13 protein-coding genes and 1 pseudogene are annotated in these 23,027 nt (G+C 72.3%); all 14 read left to right on the top strand.

Annotated elements, in window-relative coordinates:
- The first annotated feature begins 307 nt into the window (after window positions 1-307).
- The 14 genes and pseudogenes from ACZ6NC_RS26585 to ilvC all read left to right on the top strand — a co-directional run bounded on the left by ACZ6NC_RS26585 (window position 308) and on the right by ilvC (window position 22,939).
- Complete coding sequence (locus ACZ6NC_RS26585) at window positions 308-2,515, top strand: right-handed parallel beta-helix repeat-containing protein (RefSeq protein ID WP_465736277.1); 2,208 nt, start codon at window positions 308-310, stop codon at window positions 2,513-2,515.
- A 138-nt stretch (window positions 2,516-2,653) separates the two neighbouring features.
- Window positions 2,654-3,682: a methionine synthase gene (locus ACZ6NC_RS26580; protein WP_465736276.1), complete on the top strand. Its 1,029-nt coding sequence runs from the start codon at window positions 2,654-2,656 to the stop codon at window positions 3,680-3,682.
- A gap of 23 nt (window positions 3,683-3,705) precedes the next feature.
- The gene (gene ligA / locus ACZ6NC_RS26575; RefSeq protein WP_465736335.1) at window positions 3,706-6,009 is read left to right on the top strand and encodes an NAD-dependent DNA ligase LigA; all 2,304 of its coding nucleotides are present in this window, start codon (window positions 3,706-3,708) and stop codon (window positions 6,007-6,009) included.
- Window positions 6,010-6,382: 373 nt separating this feature from the next.
- A pseudogene (locus tag ACZ6NC_RS26570) lies at window positions 6,383-7,945 on the top strand (putative bifunctional diguanylate cyclase/phosphodiesterase); the annotation flags it as partial.
- A gap of 440 nt (window positions 7,946-8,385) precedes the next feature.
- Window positions 8,386-8,682 carry an Asp-tRNA(Asn)/Glu-tRNA(Gln) amidotransferase subunit GatC gene (gene gatC / locus ACZ6NC_RS26565; RefSeq protein ID WP_035845952.1) on the top strand — a complete coding sequence of 99 codons (297 nt, stop codon included), beginning with the start codon at window positions 8,386-8,388 and terminating at the stop codon, window positions 8,680-8,682.
- A gap of 4 nt (window positions 8,683-8,686) precedes the next feature.
- A complete protein-coding gene (gene gatA, locus ACZ6NC_RS26560; RefSeq protein WP_465736275.1) occupies window positions 8,687-10,195 on the top strand; it encodes an Asp-tRNA(Asn)/Glu-tRNA(Gln) amidotransferase subunit GatA in 1,509 nt (502 codons plus the stop codon).
- Complete coding sequence (locus ACZ6NC_RS26555; RefSeq protein ID WP_396320942.1) at window positions 10,192-10,431, top strand: hypothetical protein; 240 nt, start codon at window positions 10,192-10,194, stop codon at window positions 10,429-10,431. The genes gatA and ACZ6NC_RS26555 overlap by 4 nt, the downstream gene beginning before the upstream one ends.
- A gap of 76 nt (window positions 10,432-10,507) precedes the next feature.
- Window positions 10,508-12,019 carry an Asp-tRNA(Asn)/Glu-tRNA(Gln) amidotransferase subunit GatB gene (gene gatB / locus ACZ6NC_RS26550; protein WP_465736274.1) on the top strand — a complete coding sequence of 504 codons (1,512 nt, stop codon included), beginning with the start codon at window positions 10,508-10,510 and terminating at the stop codon, window positions 12,017-12,019.
- A gap of 296 nt (window positions 12,020-12,315) precedes the next feature.
- Window positions 12,316-12,480, top strand: coding sequence for a hypothetical protein (locus ACZ6NC_RS26545; RefSeq protein ID WP_465736273.1), 165 nt, complete (start codon window positions 12,316-12,318; stop codon window positions 12,478-12,480).
- A gap of 131 nt (window positions 12,481-12,611) precedes the next feature.
- A complete protein-coding gene (locus ACZ6NC_RS26540; RefSeq protein ID WP_465736272.1) occupies window positions 12,612-15,653 on the top strand; it encodes a helix-turn-helix transcriptional regulator in 3,042 nt (1,013 codons plus the stop codon).
- Window positions 15,654-16,088: 435 nt separating this feature from the next.
- Window positions 16,089-19,055 carry a putative bifunctional diguanylate cyclase/phosphodiesterase gene (locus ACZ6NC_RS26535; RefSeq protein WP_465736334.1) on the top strand — a complete coding sequence of 989 codons (2,967 nt, stop codon included), beginning with the start codon at window positions 16,089-16,091 and terminating at the stop codon, window positions 19,053-19,055.
- Window positions 19,056-19,386: 331 nt separating this feature from the next.
- On the top strand, window positions 19,387-21,240 hold the full coding sequence (locus tag ACZ6NC_RS26530; protein ID WP_465736271.1) for an acetolactate synthase large subunit: 1,854 nt from the start codon (window positions 19,387-19,389) through the stop codon (window positions 21,238-21,240).
- Between the two features lie 36 nt (window positions 21,241-21,276).
- A complete protein-coding gene (gene ilvN, locus ACZ6NC_RS26525; protein ID WP_329927879.1) occupies window positions 21,277-21,801 on the top strand; it encodes an acetolactate synthase small subunit in 525 nt (174 codons plus the stop codon).
- A 139-nt stretch (window positions 21,802-21,940) separates the two neighbouring features.
- Window positions 21,941-22,939, top strand: a complete 999-nt coding sequence (gene ilvC / locus ACZ6NC_RS26520) for a ketol-acid reductoisomerase (protein WP_465736270.1) — start codon at window positions 21,941-21,943, stop codon at window positions 22,937-22,939.
- The last annotated feature ends 88 nt before the right edge of the window (window positions 22,940-23,027 follow it).

Raw genomic sequence — 23,027 nt, 5'->3', positions numbered from 1 at the left:
TTCCCTCCTTTTTCTCCCCCACCCCCCCCCCCCCCCTCGAGGGGCACGCGCCCCCCCCCCCCCCCCCCCCCCCCCCCACGGGCGTACGGGCAGCCCCCGGAAAGCACCTTGGCGGGGGCTTCACCCCTGTGGCATGATCCCGTTCGCCCTCCGCCGGGAAACCCCAGGCCGACGAGGGCTCACACGCGGCACCGGTCCGCATTTCCGCCCAGGGGGGCATTCCATTTCCAGACTTCGTACAGCGCTGGCCGTCGGGGCCACGCTGCTCGGTACGGTCGGCCTGCCGGCCGTCGGTACGAGCGTCGCGGTGGCCGGCGCCACCACGCTCTACGTCAACAACAAGGCCGGGCTGAACTGCACCGACAGCGGCGCCGGTACCCAGGCCGCGCCGTTCTGCCACGTCGGTGCCGCCGCCGCAGTCGCCCGTCCGGGCCAGACGGTCGAGATCGCCGACGGCGTCTACGACGAGGGGGACCTCACCGTCGCGGGCTCCGGTACGGCCGAGGCACCGATCACCTTCCGCGGCCCGGCCCGGTACTCCGGAGGCATGGCCCACATCGGCGAGTCGGGCCACCCGATCAACAGTTTCGTCGTCAAGGGCGAGCACCTCAGGTTCGAGAACCTGGTCGTCTTCATGCCCGACGGGAAGCCGCTGACGGTGGACGGCGCGCGAGACGTGTCGTTCACCGGTGTGAAACTGATGACCGGGGGCGCCCATGTCACCAACGCCTCCAGCCAGGTGGTCTTCTCCCGCAGCGAAACCAGCGTCAACGTGAAGGGGACGGCCTTCACGGTGGACGGCGGCTCCACCGGGACCGTGTTGACCACGAACCTCGTCAGCGGCACCGGCGGCACGGCCGTCCTGGTCGACGGCGCCCCGAACACGGTGATCGTCGGCAACAGCATGCTGTCGTTCTGCGGACCGGGCGTGGTCCTGACCGGGGCCTCCGGGGGTGCCACGGTGGAGAACAACGTGGTCGAGACGGGGCCCCTGTTCGGGGGGTCCTGCGCCGGCGTGGACCCGGCGCAGCACACCGGCATCACCGTCGCGGCCGCCGCGACCGCCGGGACCAAGGTGGACTACAACATCGTCGACTCGCGCAGCGACGGCCTCGTCTACAACTGGGCCGGCACCGCCTACGCCGACCAGCCGGCGTTCACCGCCGCCAGCGGGCAGGGCGTTCACGACTACGTGGAGCCGGCCTCGTCCGCCTCGCCGGGACCGGACACACCCGTCAGCCACAGGATCGACTCGGCCGACGAGAACGCGCCCGGGATGCCGGCGACCGACAGCGACGGCCATGCCCCCGCGGACGACCCGCGGGTGCCCAACACCGGTACCGGCAGCGGCTTCCGCGACCGCGGTTCAAGGGAGGAGACCAACGTCGGCAGCGCGTTCACGCCGGCCGGCCCGACCCGTCTGCTGGACACTCGTGAGCCGATCGGTGTCCCGTCGGCGCAGGCCGTCCCGGCCTGGAGCAGTGTGGAGCTGCCGGTCGCGGGTGTGGCGGGGGTGCCGGCCACCGGCCTGACGGCGGTGATGATGAACGTGACGGTGACCGAGCCCACGAAGGACGGCCACCTGACGGTGTATCCGCACGGTAACGCGGTACCGAACGCGTCGAACCTGAACTGGGAGGCCGGCCGGACGATCGCCAACCTGGTGACGGTGCCGGTGCGGGACGGCAAGGTGTCCTTCTTCAACGCCTCCGACGGCCCGGTGCATCTGATCGCCGACCTGGCCGGCTACTACAGCTCGAAGGGCGACCTCTTCCACCCGCAGGGTCCGTCCCGTCTGCTGGACACCCGGGAGCCGATCGGGGTGGCGTCGGCGCAGGCCGTCCCGGCGTGGGGCACCGTCGACCTGCCGGTCGCGGGTGTGGCGGGGATCCCGGCGACGGGTGTGACCGCGGTGACGATGAACGTGACCGTGACCGAGCCGACGGTGGACGGCCACCTCACCGTCTACCCGCACGGTGGTGCCGCGCCCAACGCGTCGAACGTGAACTGGACGGCGGGCCGGACGATTCCGAACCTGGTGACCGTCCCGGTGAAGGACGGCAAGGTGTCGTTCTACAACGCCTCCGGCGGCACCGTGCACCTGCTCGCGGACCTGGCCGGCTACTACACGGCCGAGGGCAGGCTCAGCTACCGCCCGTACGGTCCGACGCGGGTGATGGACACCCGGACGTACTTCAGCACCGACCGGTACCACTCGCGTCCCCCAGGTGCCGTTCCGGCCTGGAGCACCTTGTCGGTCTACGTGGGCTCCAGCCGTTCCACCGCCGCGAGGACCCTGAACGTCACGGTCACCGAGCCGGGCGCCGAGGGCCACCTCACCGTCTACCCGGGCGGTGAGGTGATGCCCAACGTCTCGAACCTCAATTTCGTGGCCGGCGAGACCATCGCCAACCAGGTCGTGGTGCCGGTGAAGGGGGACTGGGTGTCGTTCTACAACGCGAGCGGCGCGCCGATCCACGTGGTGGTCGACTCCTTCGGCAGCGAGGAGTACTGACCGGAACGGGTCGGCCCGGACACCCGCGGCCCCGGCACCGAGCTCCACGCTCGGGGCCGGGGCCGCGGCCGTCCGTGGCCGTGGACAGCCCGCTCGCTCCCGTCCGCCGCCGTCCCCCCGATCTCGTACGCTTCGAGGGTGAGCAACGGACACCCCTTCCCCGACCTGGTCGGCGCCGCCACCGGCGTCGGATCGCTGCCCGGCACCGACGCCCGGGAGGCCGCGAAGACGGCCACCGGGGCGCTGGAGCACCTGCCGTTCCTCCCGGAGCTGCCCGCCCGCGGGCCGGGCGCCGACATGATCGGGCGCGGGGCCGGCCTGCTGGTCGAGCTGTTCGCGCAGACCGAGCCGAGCGGCTGGCGCTTCACCGACCACCCCGGCCGGGACACCAAGCGGGCCCACTCCTGGCTCGGCGAGGACCTGGACGCGCTGGAGGAGTTCACCCAGGGCTACCAGGGCGCGCTCAAGGTGCAGGCGGTCGGGCCGTGGACGCTGGCCGCCTCCATCGAGCTGAAGTACGGCGAGAAGGCGCTCGCCGACCCCGGGGCCTGCCGGGACATCGCCGGCTCGCTCGCCGAGGGCCTGCGCCGCCACCTCGCCGACGTCCGCAGGCGGATCCCCGGGGCGGAGGTCGTGCTCCAGCTGGACGAGCCCGCGCTGCCCGCCGTGCTGGCCGGCCAGGTCAGGACCGCCAGCGGCTTCCAGCGGCTGCGCTCGGTGGACCGGCAGGTCGCCGAGGAGCGGCTTCGTGAACTCATCCGCACCCTGGACGCGCCCGTCGTCGTGCACAGCTGCGCGCCGAACGTGCCGATCCCGCTGCTGCGCCGGGCCGGGGTGGCCGGGATCTCGCTGGACTTCTCGCTCCTGACGGACCGGATGGACGACGACCTGGGCGAGGCGGTGGAGGCGGGAACGATGATCCTCGCGGGGGTCGTCCCGTCCGCTGACCAGCCCTCCGGTCAATCAACGGCAGTGTCGGACCCGGCCGGTAGTGTCCAGGGTGTCAGGACGTTGTGGCGCAGGCTCGGGTTCGCCCCGGAGCTGCTGGGCCGCCGTGTGCTGGTGACACCCACCTGCGGGCTGGCCGGGGCCTCCCCGGCGTACGCGCGCCAGGCGTTGTCGCTCAGCGCGCGGGCGGCGCAGAGCCTGGTGGACAACCCGGAGTAAGACGTAACGGAGGGCTTGCGGTGGTGGCTGTCGAGGGCTGGGAGGACATCCCGGCAGAGGTGCGCAGACGGCACGCCGAGCTGGCGGCCGAGATCGAGGACCACCGCGCCCGCTACTACGAGCAGGACGCGCCGGTCGTCAGCGACGCCGAGTTCGACGCGCTGATGCGCGAGCTGGAGGGCCTGGAGGCCGGGCACCCGGCCCTGGTCACGCCGGACTCGCCGTCGCAGAAGGTGGGCGGCGGCGCCGTCGCCGAGCTGTTCGCCGCGGTCGAGCACCGCGAGCGGCTGCTCAGCCTGGACAACGCCATGGACGAGGACGAGCTCGCGGCCTGGGCCGAGCGCGTCGCCGGCGAGCTGCACGGCATCGAGTACCACTACCTCTGCGAGCTCAAGGTGGACGGCCTGGCCGTCAACCTGACGTACGAGAACGGCCAGTTGGTGCAGGCCGCGACGCGCGGCGACGGCCGGGTCGGCGAGGACATCACGGCCAACGTCCGCACCATCAAGGAGATCCCGCACCAGCTCAAGGGCGACGACATCCCCGAGCTGGTCGAGATCCGGGGCGAGGTCTACTTCCCGACCGATGCCTTCGAGGCGCTCAACGCCTCGTTCGCGGAGGAGAACGAGCGCCGCCGGCAGGAGAACGAGGAGCGCGCCAAGGAGGGCAAGCGGCCCCGGGCGATGATCCGGCTGTTCATGAACCCGCGCAACGCCGCCGCCGGTTCGCTGCGCCAGAAGGACCCGCACGTCACCGCCTCCCGCCCGCTGCACATGGTGGTGCACGGCATCGGCGCCCGGGTCGGCTTCGACATCGACTGCCAGTCGCACGCGTACCAGCTGCTGCACGACTGGGGCCTGCCCACCGCCCGGCACAACAGGGTGGTCGCCACCGTCGACGAGGTCCGCGCCTTCATCAAGCAGTACGGCGAGCAGCGGCACTCGGTCGAGCACGAGATCGACGGCGTCGTGGTCAAGGTGGACGAGATCGCCCTCCAAGGCCGGCTCGGCGCCACCTCCAAGTCCCCGCGCTGGGCGATCGCGTGGAAGTACCCGCCGGAGGAGGTCACGGGCAAGCTGGCCGCGATCAAGGTCGGCATCGGTCGCACCGGCCGGGCCACCCCGTACGCGGTGCTGGCGGAGCCGGTCAAGGTGGCCGGCTCGATGGTCCAGTACGCGACGCTGCACAACCAGCAGGTCGTCAAGGCCAAGGACGTCCTGCTCGGCGACACCGTGGTGCTGCGCAAGGCGGGCGACGTCATCCCGGAGATCCTCGGCCCGGTCTACGACCTGCGGGACGGCACCGAGCAGGAGTTCGTGATGCCCTCGCACTGCCACGAGTGCGGCGCCGAGCTGCGCCCGATGGCCGAGGGGGACATCGACCTGCGCTGTCCGAACGCGCAGTTCTGCCCGGCCCAGATCCGCGAGCGGATCGCCTTCCTCGGCGGCCGTTCGTCCCTGGACATCGAGGGCCTCGGCTATGTGGCGGCCACCGCGCTGACCCAGCCGCTGGAGCCGGCCGAGGCGCCGGTGAAGGACGAGGGCGACATCTTCGGCCTCACCGAGGAGCAGCTGCTGCCGATCAAGGTGCTGGTCCGCGAGCCGAAGACGGGCATGCCCAAGCTGGACGACAAGACCGGCAAGGAGAAGGAGGTCTTCTTCTTCGCCACCACGACGGGCGTGCCGAAGAAGACGCTCCGGACGCTTCTCGACAACCTGGAGAAGGCGAAGGAGCGCCCGCTGGCTCGATTCGTCAACGGGCTGTCGATCCGCCACGTCGGCCCGGTGGCCGCCCAGGAGCTCGCCCGGGAGTTCCGCGATCTGGACAGGATCTTCGAGGCGAGCGAGGAGGAGCTGGCGGCGGTCGAGGGCGTCGGCCCGATCATCGCCCGCTCGATCAAGGAGTGGTACCAGGAGGAGTGGCACCGGGAGATCCTGGAGAAGTGGCGCCGGGCCGGCGTCCGCTTCACCGAGGAGTTCGCCGAGGAGCAGGGCGAGCGTCCACTGGAGGGCCTGACCGTCGTCGTCACCGGCACGCTGGCCGGGCACACCCGGGACGGCGCCAAGGAGGCGCTGACCTCGCGCGGAGCCAAGGTGACCGGATCGGTGTCGAAGAAGACGCACTTCGTGGTGGCCGGTGACAACCCCGGTTCCAAGTACGACAAGGCCGTTCAGCTCGGCCTGCCGGTGCTGGACGACGCGGGCTTCGCCGTCCTGCTGGAGCAGGGTCCGGACGCCGCCCGCCGGCACCTCGGTCTGCCCGAACCGGAGGCTGCCGAGGGGTCCGTCGAGGAGTCCGAGGAGGAGGCGGCCCCGGCCGAGGAGTGACCCGCGCGCGGAAGCGCCGAATCCGTCTTGTTATCGTCCTGATGCAACGTCACCGGGTGCTGCACAGTGAAAGCGGGCATTGTGTCACTGTGCGACACCCGAACGCGGTGGCGCGTTCCCGGTTGTCCGAAAGTCTGCCCGCCGGGTGGACCCCGGAATACCCTGGAGCGCAACAGAGTGTCAGCAGGGGTGGGGGCACCGGCTGAGCCGGTCTCCGCGGGGTCGCTCCATGCCCGGCAGCTGCCGGCACCAGCACGGTGCCTCACCGTAAGGCGGCCTGACGGGGCGGGCCCGACGGAGGACAGGGCTTATGGATCGTACGACCGGCGGTGCGCCCACACGCCCGCCGCAGGGGGTGGCAGGTGCGGTCCTGCTGCTCGGCGTGCTGCTGGCCGGCGCCGCGCCGCTCATTCCGCTGGCCGTTCTGGTCTACCGGTACGAGCCCGAGCTGCTGCCGCTGTTCGCCGTGCCGCTGGCCGTGCTGGTCGCGGCCTGGCGGATCGCCCGCGACCGTGCCCGTGACCAGCTCACCGATCCGTTGACGGACCTGCCCAACCGTCAGGCGTTACTGCTGGCCGCCCAGGAGGCGATCGCCGAGCACGACCAGGGGTACAGCGTCGGGTTGATACTGCTCGACCTCGACCGGTTCCGGTCGCTCAACGACACGCTCGGGCACACCGCCGGTGACCGGCTGCTGGTGCACATCGCCCGCAGGCTGCACCGGGCGCTGCGCTCCGGCGGCCCGGCGGGCAGTGCCACCCGGGAGTCGATCGACGACGTCTTCGCCGGGCTGCCCCGGCACTACCGGGGCGGGCGCCCGCTGGTGGCCCGGATGGGCGGCGACGAGTTCGCCGTCCTGCTGCCCGGCGTCGGCTGCCCGGACACCCTGGAGCGGATCGCCAAGGCGCTGATCACCGAGCTGGCCGCGCCGATCCGCCTCGACGGGCTGCTGCTTGTCCTGGAGGCCAGCGCGGGCGTCTGCGTCTACCCGCAGCACGCCCAGGACGCCGAGTCGCTGTTGCGCCGCGCCGACGTCGCGATGGGCCACGCCCAGCGCGGCCGCACCTCGGTCGAGCAGTACGACGAGACCCAGGACGCCGACACGCCGTACCGGATCGGACTGCTGGGGGATCTCCGGCGGGCGCTGGAGACCGGCGAGGTCCAGCTCCACTACCAGCCGAAGGTGGCCTTCGACGGCCGGGTGGTCGGGCTGGAGGCGCTGCTGCGCTGGGAGCGGCCCGGCCAGGGCAAGGTCTCGCCGGACGAGTTCGTCGGCCTCGCCGAGTCCAGCGGGCTGATGCCCCGGCTGACCGACTACGTGCTGGAGGCGGCCGTCGGCCAGCTCGCCTACTGGCGCGACCAGGGTCTCCAGGTGCAGGTCGCGGTGAACGTCTCGCCGCGCGACGTGCTCAACCCGGGCTTCGCCCAGCGGGTCGCCGGCCACCTGGTCCGCCACCAGGTGCCGGCCCACGCGCTGCAGCTGGAGATCACCGAGCGGCTGCTGCTGGACGACTCCCGGCGCGCCGCCGACACCCTGGCCGAGCTCCGCGGCTACGGCGTCGGGATGTCCCTGGACGACTTCGGTACCGGCCATTCCTCGCTGGTGCGGCTGCGCAGCCTGCCGGTCGGCGAGTTGAAGATCGACCGCTCCTTCGTCTCCCGGATGGTCGCCGACGACCACGACGCGGCGGTGGTCCGCTGCTCGGTGGAGCTGGCGCACTCGCTCGGCCTGACCGTGGTCGCCGAGGGCGTCGAGGACGACGAGACCTGGGAGCGGCTGCACTGCATGGGCGTGGACGCCGTCCAGGGCTGGCTGGTCTCCGCGGCGCTGCCGGCCGAGCAGGCCACCGCCTGGCTGCGGGTGCACCGCACCGGCGCCCCGCCGGTGGAGCGACTCACCACGGCCGCGCAGCTGCCGCCGGTGCTCCAGCCCGGCGTTCAGCCGGTGATCCCACCCGCGATCCAGTCCGTGCTGCCACCGGTGCTCCAGGCCGGTGTGCAGGCCGGTGTCCAGGCCGGCCTGCAGGCCGGGATCCAGCCTGTCATCCAGCCCGTGATCAACCCGGTTGTCCCGCCCGTCCTGCCGCCTGTGATCCAGGCCGCGCAGGCCGCGCAGATGGAGATCCGGGCCCCGGGCGCCCCGAACTAGCCCCCGGTCAGGCCGCAGTGGCGCCCCCCGCGCCGCGGGAAGCCGCCACGCCGGGCCGCAGTAACCGGGCCCTGGCGTTACTCGTTGGCCGGTGGCCGGGCCGGGCCCCATAGGATGGGGCCACAGACCAAGAGGACGGGAGCGCCGAGCCGGCTGCTCCTGCCCGGGCCCGGCACCGCCTCACCGCACCGCCGGGCCTCACCAGAACTCACCCTGAGGATCGCTGCATGCCTGGCATCACGCGCGAGGAGGTCGCCCACCTCGCTCGGCTGTCGCGTCTGGAGTTGCAGGCCGAAGAGCTGGACCACTTCGCCGAGCAGCTCGACGTGATCATCGGCGCGGTCGCCCGCGTTTCCGAGGTCGCCGGACAGGACGTCCCGCCCACCTCCCACCCGCTCCCGCTGACCAACGTCATGCGCGCGGACGAGGTGCGGCCGTCGCTCACCCCGGAGCAGGCGCTGGCCGGCGCCCCCGCAGCCGAGGAGCAGCGTTTCCGTGTGCCGCAGATCCTCGGGGAGGACTGACCCAATGACCGACCTGATCCGTACTCCGATCGTCAAGTGGGGCGCCGCCGAGACCGCGGGCGCCATCGCCAAGGGCGAGGTTTCCGCCGTCGAGGTCGCCCAGGCGCACCTGGACCGCATCGAGGCCGTCGACAAGAAGGTCAACGCCTTCCTGCACGTCGACACCGAGGGCGCGCTGAGCGCCGCCAAGGCCGTGGACGAGAAGCGCGCCAAGGGCGAGGAGCTGGGCCCGCTGGCCGGTGTCCCGCTCGCGCTGAAGGACGTCTTCACCACCAAGGGTGTGCCGACCACCTGCGGCTCCAAGATCCTCGAAGGATGGATCCCGCCGTACGACGCCACCCTGACCACGCGTCTCAAGGACGCCGGCGTGGTCATCCTCGGCAAGACCAACATGGACGAGTTCGCGATGGGCTCCTCCACCGAGAACTCCGCCTACGGCGCCACCGGCAACCCGTGGGACCTCACCCGCATCCCCGGCGGCTCCGGCGGCGGTTCGGCCGCCGCGCTGGCCGCCTACGAGGCCCCGCTGGCCATCGGCACCGACACCGGCGGCTCGATCCGCCAGCCCGGCGCCGTGACCGGCACCGTCGGCGTGAAGCCGACCTACGGCTCGGTCTCCCGCTACGGCCTGGTGGCGTTCTCCAGCAGCCTCGACCAGGGCGGCCCGTGCGCCCGCTCCGTGCTGGACGCGGCGCTGCTGCACGAGGCCATCGCCGGCTACGACCCGCTGGACTCCACCTCGATCAACGCGCCGGTCCCGGCCGTGGTCGAGGCGGCGAAGCGGCGCGACATCCGCGGCATGCGGATCGGCGTCGTCAAGGAGTTCGCCGGCGAGGGCTACCAGGCCGGCGTGATGCAGCGGTTCAACGAGTCCGTGGAGCTGCTGCGCGAGCTGGGCGCCGAGGTCGTCGAGGTCTCCTGCCCGTCGTTCACCCTGGCGCTGCCCGCGTACTACCTGATCGCGCCCAGCGAGGCCTCGTCCAACCTGGCCCGCTTCGACGCGATGCGCTACGGCCTGCGGGTCGGCGACGACGGCACCCGCTCCGCCGAGGACGTCACCGCCCTGACCCGTGAGGCCGGCTTCGGCCCCGAGGTGAAGCGCCGCATCATCCTCGGCACCTACGCCCTCTCCTCGGGCTACTACGACGCCTACTACGGCTCGGCCCAGAAGGTGCGCACGCTCATCTCGCGCGACTTCGACGCCGCCTTCGCCGGCGTGGACGTCCTGGTCTCCCCGACCACGCCGACCACCGCCTTCCCGATCGGCGAGCGCGCCGACGACCCGATGGCGATGTACCTGGCCGACCTGTGCACGATTCCGTCGAACCTCGCGGGCAATGCGGCCATGTCGCTGCCCTGCGGACTGGCCCCGGAGGACAATCTCCCGGTCGGCCTGCAGATCATCGCACCCGCGATGGCGGACGACCGCCTGTACCGCGTGGGCGGCGCCGTCGAGGCCGCACTCAACGACAAGTGGGGGCACCCCCTGCTGGAGGAGGCACCGGCACTGTGAGCAAGATCGAGAAGGCGAAGGGCTTCAAGCACAGCAAGCCCGGCCTGTGGCTTTCCATCGGTACCAGCGCCTTCGGCGCGGTCTCGATCGTCAAGGACGTGAAGAAGGCCCGCGGCGAGAACGACACGCTCAAGCTGATCAACGCCCTGGTCGGCGCCGCGGCCCTGGTCACCGGCACCGCCCTGCTCGTGCGCGAACTGCGCCGTCTCGGCGACGACGACGTACTGCTGGGCTGAGCCGCCCCCGGCCCGGCCCGCACCGGTGTGCGCGGCCGGGCCCGTACCTCCACAGACTTTTAGCGAAGGGGACGCTGTGAGCGTCATGAACCTGGTCTCCTACGAGGACGCTCTCGCGTCGTACGACCCGGTGATGGGCCTTGAGGTCCACGTCGAGCTGGGCACCAAGACCAAGATGTTCTGCGGTTGCTCGACCGAGCTGGGTGCCGAGCCGAACAGCCAGGTCTGCCCGACCTGCCTGGGCCTGCCGGGCTCGCTGCCGGTGGTCAACGCGATCGGCGTGGAGTCGGCCGTCAAGATCGGCCTGGCGCTGAACTGCGAGATCGCCGAGTGGTGCCGGTTCGCCCGGAAGAACTACTTCTATCCGGACATGCCGAAGAACTTCCAGACCTCGCAGTACGACGAGCCGATCGCCTTCAACGGCTACCTCGACGTGCAGCTGGAGGACGGCTCGACGTTCCGTGTGGAGATCGAGCGCGCCCACATGGAGGAGGACACCGGCAAGTCCAGCCACGTCGGTGGCGCGACCGGCCGGATCCACGGCGCCACCCACTCGCTGCTCGACTACAACCGGGCCGGCATCCCGCTGATCGAGATCGTCACCAAGCCGATCGAGGGCGCCGGCGAGCGCGCCCCCGAGGTCGCCAAGGCGTACGTCGCCGAGCTGCGCGAGCTGATCAAGGCGCTGGGCGTCTCCGAGGCCCGGATGGACAAGGGCCAGATGCGCTGCGACGTCAACCTGTCGCTGCGCCCCAACGGCACCGAGACCTTCGGCACCCGCTCGGAGACCAAGAACGTCAACTCGCTGCGCAGCGTGGAGCGGGCCGCCCGGTTCGAGATCCAGCGGCACGCCACCGTGCTGACCGACGGCGGCACGATCATCCAGGAGACCCGGCACTTCCACGAGGAGGACGGCAGCACCACCTCGGGCCGGATCAAGGACAACGCCGAGGACTACCGCTACTTCCCCGAGCCGGACCTCGTCCCGATCGCGCCGTCGCGCGAGTGGGTCGAGGAGCTGCGGGCCGGGCTGCCCGAGCTGCCGCGCGTGCGCCGGGCCCGGCTGCAGGCCGAGTGGGGCCTGTCCGACAAGGACATGCAGTCGGTGCTGAACGCCGGTGCGGTCGAGCCGATCCTGGAGACCATCGCCGCCGGCGCCCCGGCCGACCAGGCCCGCAAGTGGTGGATGGGCGAGCTGGCCCGCCGCGCCAACGAGACCGGCACCGAGCTGAGCGAGCAGCCGATCACCCCGGCGCAGGTCGCCCGGGTCACCGCGCTGGTCGCCGAGGGCAAGCTGAACGACAAGCTGGCCCGTCAGGTCATCGAGGCCGTGCTGGCCGGCGAGGGCGAGCCGGACGAGGTCGTCGAGAAGCGCGGCCTGGCCGTCGTCTCGGACGACTCCGCGCTCGGTGCCGCCGTCGACCAGGCCATCGCCGGCAACGAGGCGATCGCCGCCAAGATCCGCGACGGCAAGGTCGCCGCGGTGGGCGCGCTGGTCGGCGCGGTCATGAAGGCCACCCGCGGCCAGGCCGACGCGGCCCGCGTGAAGGACCTGATCCTGGAGCGGCTCGGCGTGGAGGGACAGTAGGCACAGTCTGGAGCGGCTCGGCGTGGAGGGCCGGTAGGCACAGCCTGCAGAGCCCGGAGCGGCTCGGCACCTCGGCCTGAGTTTCTAAGGCAACTAAGGCCTTCTAAGGTGCCTTAGTTCGACCTAAGGCCCGGTTTCACCCCCCATAAGAGGGGTGGAACCGGGCTTTCGCCGTTTCCGGGCCCCGGCCTAAGGCGATCGGTGCCCGGAAGATGCGGCAGGCTTCCGATGTGGCGCACCCCTCTGGGAGAGGAATCTTTACCTCAGAACGAGAGACCACCACGAGGGGAAACACCGTGATCGAGTACGAGCTCATCCAGCAGCACCAGAGCGAACTCCGCCACCGCGCCGAGCACGAGCGGATGGTCCGCGAGGCCGTCGCCCCGAAGGCCGGCCGGGGCATCCGCCGCCTGGTCGCCACCCGTGCCGACCGGCGCGCCGCGCGCCTGCGCGAGTGCTGACGGGCCGGCACCCGGCCGAGGCCGGGGCGGAGACGGAAGGGGAGGCGCGGTCCAGCGCCTCCCCTTCCGGGCGTTCGGGAGGTGGGATAACCCCTCGGCCGGGCGGATCGGCTTATGGCATGCTCAGCTCCATGCAGCAGATATCGGTGAGTCCCGTCTTCGTCGGCCGTGGCACCGAGATCACCGAGCTGACAGACGCGCTGCGGCGGGCGGGCTCCGGGAGCCCGCAGACCGTGCTGATCGGCGGCGAGGCCGGCGTCGGCAAGACCCGGCTGCTGGAGGAGTTCCTCGCCCGGGCCGGAAGCGGTGACGGCAGGGTGGTCACCACCGTCGGCGGCTGTCTGGAGGTCGGCGCCGAGGGCCTGCCCTACGCACCGCTGGCCACCGCGCTGCGCCGGCTGCACCGTGGCCTGGGCACCGAGCTGGAGGTGGCCGCCGCCGGTATGGAGGGTCATCTCGCCCGGCTGCTGCCCGACTTCGGCGAGGCCGACGGCGAACCCAACGACGAGTACGGCCGGGCCCGGCTGTTCGAGCACACCGCGAGGCTGTTCGAACGGCTCGGCGCGGACCGTACCCTCGTGCTCGCCGTCGAGGACCTGCACTGGTCGGACCGCTCGACGCGCGAGCTGTTCGCCTACCTGGTGCGCACCCTGCACCGGGCCCGCGTCCTGCTGGTCGCCACCTACCGCACCGACGACCTGCACCGGCGGCACCCGCTGCGGCCGTTCCTGGCCGAGCTGGAGCGGTTGCGCACCGTGCAGCGGATGGAGTTGGAGCGGTTCGGCCCGGGCGAGGTCGCCGCGCAGCTGGCCGGCATCCTCGGCACCGCCGATCCGGACCGGCAGCTGGTCGACCGGATCCACCGCCGCTCCGAGGGCAACCCGTTCTTCGTCGAGGAGCTCGCGACCGCCTTCCAGGACGGCTGTTCGACCGGGCTCACCGACTCGTTGCGGGACATCCTGCTGGTCCGGGTCGAGGCGCTGGACGAGGAGACCCAGCGGGTGCTGCGGATCGCCGCCGAGGGCGGCTCCTACGTCGAACACGCGCTGCTGGCCGCCGTGCTGGACGACGAGGAGGGGCTGATCGAGTCGCTGCGCGCGGCGGTCGGCGCCAACATCCTGCGCCCGGACACCGACGGTGACGGCTACCGGTTCCGGCACGCCCTGGTCCGCGAGGCGGTCTCGGACGACCTGCTGCCCGGCGAGCGGCACCGGATCAACCGCCGCTTCGCCACCGCGCTGGAGGAGCAGCCCCACCTGGTCGGCAGCGACGTCCGCCCGGCCCGGCTGGCCAACTACTGGTACCACGCGCACGATCCCGCGCGTGCCCTGCCGAGCGCGCTGGACGCCGCCCGGGCCGCCCGCCGGCGCAATGCCTTCGCCGAGCAGCTGCGGATGCTGGAGCGTGCCCTGGAGCTGTGGGACGAGGTCTCCGAGGAGGTGCTGGAGCACACCCTGCGCCCGTACGACTGGGCCGAGACCTACCCGCCGTGCTCCTGCGACGTGGAGACGCACGATCAGGACTGCGAGCGGCTGCAGCTGGTCGACGTGCTCGCCGAGGCGGTGGTCGCGGCCCGGCGCAGCGGGGACCGCGAGCGCGGGCTGAGCCTCTCCCGGCGGGCGCTGAAGCTGGTCGACGAGACCAGGGACCCGGCCCGCGCCGCCTGGTTCCGGATGAACCGGGCCCGGATGTTCGGCCACCTCAACCGCTCCAAGGACCAGGACGAGGCGGCCTACGCCCGGCGCCTGGTCGAGAACCTGCCGCCGTCCGCCGTCCAGGCCGAGGTGTTCGCGCTGAGCGCGGGCATCGCCATGCTCAACAGCCCCACCGGGGAGAGCGTCGAACTCGCCGAGCGGGCCGCGGCGATCGCCCGCCAGGTCGGGGCGCACGCCGTCGAGCAGCACGCCCGGATGACGCTCGGCACCCTGCGCAACGACCTGGGCAACGACCCCGAGGCCGCCATCGCCGAGCTGACCGAGGCGGTCGCCGCCACCCGTGAGCTCGGCGTCCCGGACCTCATGCTCCGCGGGCTCAACAACCTGGCCAGCCTGTTGCAGTCGCTCGGCCGCTCGGAGGAGGCCGTCGCGCTCGCCCGGGAGGGGCTGGAGACGGCCGACGGCACCGGCCTGCTGCGCAACATCGGCACTCTGCTGGTCGGCAACCTCGCCGAGGCGCTGCTCGACGTCGGCCGTACCGAGGAGGCGGCCGAGCTGCTGGCCGGCGCCGAGCGGACGCAGCATCCGGGCAGCCACGCCGAGTTCCTCGACCGGCTGCGGGGCGAGCTGGCCCTGATGCGCGGGGACCTCCCCTCGGCGGCCGGCATGCTGGCCCAGGCCCGCGCCTCGGACCGGGTCTGCCAGTTCCAGCACTCCGTGCCGATCTCCCGGCTCGCGGTGATGATCGCCGCCCGCGGCGGTCGCCCGCTGGAGGCCCGGGCCGAGCTGCTCGCCGTGATCGACGGCCCGATCCCCACGGGGAACGAGGCAGCGCTCTACCCGCTGCTGGTGGACGGTGCCGCGGCCGAGGCCGACAGCCGGGGCCTGCCGGAGGCCGCCCCGGGCCGGGCCGAGGTGCTGGCGAAGATCGCCGAGGTGGCCGCCCGGCTGACCCCGAAGGCGCCGCTGCACCACGGCTGGGCCCGGCTGCTGGAGGCCGAACTGGCCCGCGCCGAGGGCACCGACACCCCGGCGCACTGGGCGGCCGCCGTCGAGGCGCTGCGGCCGACCCGGCTGCCGGGCCCGCTGGCGGTGGCGCTGCTGCGCTCGGCCGAGGCCGAGGTGCTGGTCGGCTGCCGGGAGTCGGGTACCGAACTGCTGCGCGAGGCGCGGGCGCTGGCCGGGGTGCGGTCGGACACCGCGCTGCTGGCGGAGATCACCGGCCTGGCCGAGCGGGCCGGCCTGGCGCTCAGCGCCCGCGCCGCCACGCCTGCCAAGCCGGCGCCGGCCGGTGGCTCCCTCGGGCTCACCCCCCGTGAGCGGGACGTGCTCCGATTGCTCGCGCGGGGCTGTACCAACCGGCAGATCGCGGAGGAGCTGTACATCTCCCCGAAGACCGCGAGCGTGCACGTCTCCAACATCCTCGGCAAGCTCGCGGTGGCCGGCCGGGGCGAGGCCGCCGCGCTGGCCCACCGGTTGCGGCTCTTCCCGGAGGACCTGGCGCCCGCCGGCCGCTGAGCCGGGCCGCCGCCGGCGCCCGCCGACCGTACCTGCCCGACGGGGTGGGTTGTCGGCGGGCGCCTCCATGTGCTCCCATGCGCGCCGCGTGAGCCCCTTCCCGCACGCCCCCGCCAACCGGCCCGTTCCGGCTGATTCGGGTGCAATTCCCCACTCACGCACCATTACTCTAAGTTGAGTGTGCGTGTCATTGAGTGACCGAAGTGGTGTAGGGTCCCGAGTGGGAACATCGGTGCGGTGCGTCGGCCGGCAGGCCGTCCACCCCCTGGGCCACCGCCCTGACGGGGCGCCAGGTAACCGCGTACGGCCACCAGGTGCGCGGCCGGTGGCCCGTGGCCGGGGCGCCAGGCTCCGGGCCGGAGGGGGAGAGGCCGAGTGAGCTCCACCGATGCGGTGCTGCCCGGAGCCGGACGGCCGGGCGTACCGGACACCGACATGTCCGCAACCGCCCGGAGCAGCCCGGTCCGCCGACTGCTCGACAGCCGCAGCCTGCCCGGCGCCGCCCTGGGCGCCCTCTGCCTGGCCTACGCGACGGGCGCGGCCCTCGGCTGGGGCTCCCGCCAAGTCGCCGTCTTCATGGGTGATTTCGGCCTGGCCGCGGCCGCCCTCGCAGCCGCGCTGTCCTGCCTCTCGTACGGCTGTACGGTCGGCGGTCACGCCCGCCCGGCCTGGCTGCTGTTCGGCCTCTCCTCGCTCATGGTCGCCTTCGGCAACGGCACCTGGGGCTGGTACGAGCTGGTCGAGCGCACCCCGCTGCCGCAGGACTCGCTCGCCGAGTACGCCTTCCTGCTGTTCGCCCCGCTCGCCATCACCGGCGTGCTGGTCCTCGCCCAGCGCCCGCACAGCGCCGCCGGCTGGCTCTGCCTGCTGCTGGACGGCTGGCTGGTGGCCGGCTCGCTGTTCACCCTCAGCTGGAGCCTGGCGCTCGGCCGGATCGCCGCCGGCGAGGACGGCTCCCCGCTGCGCCTCGCCCTCAACCTGGCCTACCCGGTGCTGGACATCCTGCTGGTCAGCCTGGTCGTCGGGCTGCGCTTCGGCGGCCGCGACGGCAACCGGGCGGCGGTCCACACCGCGATGATCGGCCTGGCCGTCACCGTGCTCTGCGACGCCCTCTTCACCTCCCCCGAGCTGCGCAGCAGCTACCGCTCGGGGGAGCTGCTGGACGCCGGCTGGTTCGCCGGCAGCCTGCTGCTCGCCTGGGCGCCGTGGTTGTCGCGCTGGCGCCGCCCGTTGCGCGAGCACCCCTCGGCCGGCGGCCTGCCGCGCCGCCGGGTGGCCACCACCTTCAGCGCCCTCACCCCGTACGCGGCGGCCGCGGTCTGCACCGCCGGCATCCTCTACAACGCCCTCGGCGGCCGGCCGTTGGACCGGGTGGTGGCCGCCGCCGCCTGCACCGTCGGCCTCGCGCTGATCCTGCGGCAGGGCGTGATGCTGCTGGACAACCTCTCGCTGGCGCAGGAACTCGCCCACAAGGAGGCGCACTTCCGCTCCCTGGTGCAGGGATCCAGCGACGTCATCATGATCGCCGGCGCCAACGGTGTGCTCTCCTACGTCTCCCCGGCCGCGCTCGGCGTCTACGGGCGGGACCCTGAGGAGCTGGTCGGCGGCAACCTGCTGGACCTCGTCCACCCCGAGGACGTCGACCGGGTGCTGCTGGAGGTCCGCCGCTTCCTGGCCCGCGGCCGGCTGCTGGCACACCGCTCGCCTGGCGCCGCCGCCGAGCCGTCCGCGGCCCGGGTGGAGTGCCGGATCAGCTCCGGCAGCGGCGAGTGGCTGCACGTCGAGTCGACCGTCAACCGGTACCGCGACGGCCTGATCCTGAACAGCCGGGACGTCACCGAACGTGTGATACTCCAGGCCCAGTTGCAGCACAACGCCTTCCACGACCCGCTCACCGACCTGCCCAACCGGGCGCTCTTCGCCCAGCGCCTGCGGGGCGCCCTCGCCGCGCGCGGACAGCAGGGCGGGGCGGGCGCCGGGGTCGCCGTGCTCTTCCTCGACCTGGACGGCTTCAAGGCGGTCAACGACAGCGCCGGCCACCAGGTCGGTGACGAGCTGCTGGTGCAGGCCGCCCGCCGGCTGCAGGGCGCCGTCCGCTGCGGGGACACCGTCGCCCGCTTCGGCGGGGACGAGTTCGCCGCCCTGGTCTGCGGTCCGCTCGGCCGCCTCCAGGTCCAGGAGCTGGCCGAGCGGCTGCGGGTCGCGCTCTCCGAGCCGTACTGGATCGGCGGCGCCGAGCTCGCCGTCGCGGCCAGCATCGGCATCGCGTTCGGCACCCCCGAGCGCGGCCCGGCCGCCGACCCCAGAGCCGCCGCCGACGAGCTGATGCGCAACGCAGACCTCGCGATGTACCGGGCCAAGTCCGAGGGCAAGGGCCGGGTGGTGCTCTACACCCCGGCCATGCGCGCCGACCTGGAACGCCGCACCGAGCTGGAGGAGCGGCTGCGGATCGCCGTCCGCGAGGGCGGCTTCACGCTGCTGCACCAGCCCGTGGTGGACCTCTCCTCCGGCGCCGTCACCAGCGTCGAGGCACAGGCCCGCTGGCGCTCGGCCCAGGGCCTGCTGCTCACCCCCGCCGAGTTCCTGCGCTCCGCCGAGCACGGCGACGCGGCCACCCGGTTCTCCCGCTGGCTGATCCACGAGGCGGTGACCGCCGCGGCGCTGCGGCGCGGGCTGCCGGTCAGAACCCGCTCGGCGCCGACCCCCGTCCCGGTCTCGGTCCGGCTCTCGGCCGAGCGGCTCTGCTCGCCCGGCATGTACGAGGCCGTGGTGGCCGCGCTGCGGGACAGCGGGCTGCCGGCCGGCCAGCTGGTGGTCGAGGTGGCCCGGATGGGTTCCGACGGGCTGGCCGACGAACTCGGCCGCCGGCTGGCCGCGCTGCGCCGGCTCGGCGTCTCCACCGCCCTGGCCGGCTTCGGGGCCGGCCACGGCTCGCTCGGCGCGCTGGCCCGGCTGCCCTTCGACGGGCTCAAGCTGGACCGCACGCTGGTCCAGGACCTCGGCGAGTCGGGGCTCAGCCGGACGCTGGCCGGGCACGCCCTGCGGCTCGGCCGTGACCTCGGCCTGGTCACCGCCGCCGAGGGGGTGGACCTGCCGCGCCAGGTCTGCCTGCTCCAGGACTTGGGCTGCCGGCAGGGCCAGGGCTCGGCGTTCGCCCCGCCGCTGGACGAGACCCGGCTGCGGCGCGCGCTGGTCCGTCGGGTGTACCCGCTGCCGAGGCCGTTCGGCTCGCTCTCGGCCCGCCGCGCGTACCTCGCCGCGGACCCCCGTACGAGTGGCCGCGGGGAGTCCGGAACGGGGCGTGTCGTACATCATCACAGCGGCTCCGACCTGCCCGAACACCGCGCCGTCGCCGGTCCGGGGCATGGTCCGCATGGCGAGACTGTTGTCCCACCTGCTTGACAGTCGGCCCCGCACGGGAGGAAGGTCGTTGCCATGCGCACCCGAATTCTCGTACTTGGCGGGCGCGTCGGCTGAGCGGGCCATGCCCGACTCGTAAGAGACCGACGCGCCACCCCTCGCATGCCCTTGGCACGAGGGGTTTTTTGTTGCACTGACACTGTTCCACTCCGCAAGACCACTGGCCCCGGCCGCCCCCGACCGCCCCGAATCAGCGGGAAAAGGGGGACGATTGGGGCAGAGCCGGCGATCGGCCCGACCACCGGGACCCCACCCTCGAAAGACCGGGGCCCGCAACCACCCGGGCCGGCAAAAACCGAGAAGAGACAGGCAGATGACTGAGCACGCCGCATCCCCCCGCCGCGGGGACACCCCGGCCGCCCACGCTCCCGCTCCCCAGCACGTCGTCGAGACCATGACCGGCGCCCAGTCGCTCATCCGCTCGCTGGAGGCCGTGGGCGCGGACACCGTCTTCGGCATCCCGGGCGGGGCCATCCTTCCCGCGTACGACCCGCTGATGGACTCGACCAAGGTGCGTCACATCCTGGTCCGCCACGAGCAGGGCGCCGGCCACGCCGCCACCGGCTACGCCCAGGCCACCGGCAAGGTCGGCGTCTGCATGGCCACCTCCGGCCCGGGCGCGACCAACCTGGTGACCCCGATCGCCGACGCCTACATGGACTCGGTGCCGATCGTGGCCATCACCGGGCAGGTCGCCTCCAAGGCGATCGGCACCGACGCCTTCCAGGAGGCGGACATCTGCGGCATCACGATGCCGATCACCAAGCACAACTTCCTGGTCACCGACCCGGCCGAGATCCCCCGGGTGATCTCCGAGGCGTTCCACATCGCCGCCACCGGCCGCCCCGGCCCCGTCCTGGTCGACATCGCCAAGGACGCGCTGCAGGCCACCACCACCTTCCGCTGGCCGGCCGAGACCTCGCTGCCCGGCTACCGCCCGGTGACCAAGCCGCACGCCAAGCAGATCCGCGAGGCCGCGAAGATGCTGGTCGGCGCCAAGCGCCCGGTGCTGTACGTCGGCGGCGGCGTGATCAAGGCGAACGCCACGGCGGAGCTGCGGATCCTCGCCGAGCTGACCGGCGCCCCGGTGGTCACCACCCTGATGGCGCTCGGCGCCTTCCCCGACAGCCACCCGCAGCACCTCGGCATGCCCGGCATGCACGGCTCCGTCCCGGCGGTCACCGCGCTGCAGAAGTCGGACCTGCTGTTCACCCTCGGCGCCCGCTTCGACGACCGCGTCACCGGCAAGCTGGACGGCTTCGCCCCGTACGCCAAGGTCGTCCACGCCGACATCGACCCGGCCGAGATCGGCAAGAACCGCCCGGCCGACGTGCCGATCGTCGGCGACGCCCGCGAGGTGCTGGCCGACCTGATCGTCGCCGTCCAGGCCGAGTTCGACGCCGGCCACAAGAGCGACTACGCGGACTGGTGGGTCAAGCTCAACGAGTGGAAGAAGACCTACCCGCTGGGCTACGAGCCGGCCCCGGCCGGTCAGCTCTCCCCGCAGCAGGTCATCGAGCGGATCGGCAAGATGGTCGGCCCGGACGCGATCTACGCGGCGGGCGTCGGCCAGCACCAGATGTGGAGCTCGCAGTTCATCCAGTTCGAGAAGCCGGCCACCTGGCTCAACTCGGGCGGCGCGGGCACCATGGGCTACGCCGTCCCGGCCGCCATGGGCGCCAAGGCGGGCCGCCCGGAGGCGGCGGTCTGGGCGATCGACGGCGACGGCTGCTTCCAGATGACCAACCAGGAGCTGGTCACCTGCGCCCTGAACGACATCCCGATCAAGGTTGCGGTCATCAACAACGGATCGCTGGGCATGGTCCGCCAGTGGCAGACCCTCTTCTACAACCAGCGGTACTCCAACACCGTGCTGCACGCGGGCCCCGGCCACGACGGCATCGAGCCGCCGGCCCAGGGCACCCGGATCCCCGACTTCGTGCTGCTCTCCGAGGCGATGGGCTGCGTCGGGCTGCGCTGCGAGCGCCCGGAGGACCTGGACGCGGTGATCAAGCAGGCGATGGAGATCAACGACCGCCCGGTCGTCATCGACTTCATCGTCCACCAGGACGCCATGGTCTGGCCGATGGTCGCGGCCGGCACCAGCAACGACGAGATCCAGTTCGCCAAGGGCGTCCGCCCCGACTTCGGCGACGACTCCGAGTAACAGCCCCTCCAGAACGCCAAAGGGAACAGAGACCCCATGTCCAAGCACACCCTCTCCGTCCTGGTCGAGAACAAGCCCGGCGTGCTCGCCCGCATCGCCTCACTGTTCTCCCGTCGGGGCTTCAACATCGACTCCCTCGCCGTCGGCCCGACGGAGCACCCGGACGTCTCCCGGATGACCATCGTGGTCAACGTCGAGGACCTCCCGCTGGAACAGGTCACGAAGCAGCTCAACAAGCTCGTCAACGTGATAAAGATCGTCGAGCTCGACCAGTCCGCTGCGATCCAGCGGGAACTGGTCCTGGTGAAGGTCCGCGCCGACAACGAGACCCGGTCGCAGATCGTCGAGATCGTCCAACTGTTCCGCGCCAAGACGGTCGACGTGTCCCCGGACGCGGTGACCATCGAGGCCACCGGCAGCTCGGACAAGCTGGAGGCCATGCTCCGGATGCTGGAGCCGTACGGCATCAAGGAGCTGGTCCAGTCGGGCCTGGTCGCGATCGGGCGCGGAGCCCGTTCGATCACCGACCGCTCGCTGCGCGCCCTCGACCGGAGCGCGTGACCCCCGAGGACGCGGCCCGCCAGGCTCAGGCCTGAGGCCCGTCTCACCCCCTGAAGCACCGCCCCACACCCCCGCCGGGTCCACGTACCGTAGGAAACGCAGTACCCGGCAAGACCATCACGCAAGGAGATGTGCCCCCGTGGCCGAGCTGTTCTACGAAGACGACGCCGACCTGTCCATCATCCAGGGCCGCAAGGTCGCGGTCATCGGCTACGGGAGCCAGGGCCACGCCCACGCGCTGTCCCTGCGCGACTCCGGCGCCGACGTCCGGGTCGGCCTGAAGCCGGAGTCGAAGTCGCGCCAGAAGGCCGAGGAGGCCGGCCTGCGCGTCGTCACCCCCGCCGAGGCCGCCGCCGAGGCCGACGTCATCATGATCCTCGTGCCGGACCCGATCCAGGCCGACGTCTACGAGGCGGACATCGCCCCGCACCTGAAGGCCGGCGACGCCCTGTTCTTCGGCCACGGCCTGAACATCCGCTTCGGCTTCATCAAGCCGCCGACCGACGTCGACGTCTGCATGGTCGCCCCGAAGGGCCCGGGCCACCTGGTCCGCCGCCAGTACGAGGAGGGCCGCGGCGTCCCCGCGATCGTCGCGGTCGAGCAGGACGCCTCCGGCAACGCGTTCGCGCTGGCGCTGTCCTACGCCAAGGGCCTGGGCGCCACCAAGGCCGGCGTCATCAAGACCACCTTCACCGAGGAGACCGAGACCGACCTGTTCGGTGAGCAGGCCGTCCTCTGCGGTGGCACCGCCGCCCTGGTGAAGGCCGGGTTCGAGACCCTGGTCGAGGCCGGTTACCAGCCGGAGATCGCCTACTTCGAGTGCCTGCACGAGCTGAAGCTCATCGTCGACCTGATGTACGAGGGCGGCCTGGAGAAGATGCGCTGGTCGGTCTCCGAGACCGCCGAGTGGGGCGACTACGTCACCGGCCCCCGCATCATCACCGACGCCACCAAGGCCGAGATGAAGAAGGTCCTCGCCGAGATCCAGGACGGCACCTTCGCCAACACCTGGATCGCCGAGTACAAGGCCGGTCTGCCCAAGTACAACGAGTACAAGAAGGCCGACGAGGACCACCTGCTGGAGACCACCGGCAAGAAGCTCCGCAAGCTGATGAGCTGGGTGAAGGAAGAGGCCTGAGCCTCAAGGCCCCGCCCCAGCCGGGCTCTGCCTGATTCCGTAGGGCCCTTGTACAACTAGGCTGCTCCCGTCCGGGTGATTTCGCCGG

This window comes from Kitasatospora sp. NPDC041988, from assembly GCF_055588525.1.
This window is presented reverse-complemented; position numbering and strand designations above follow the sequence as displayed.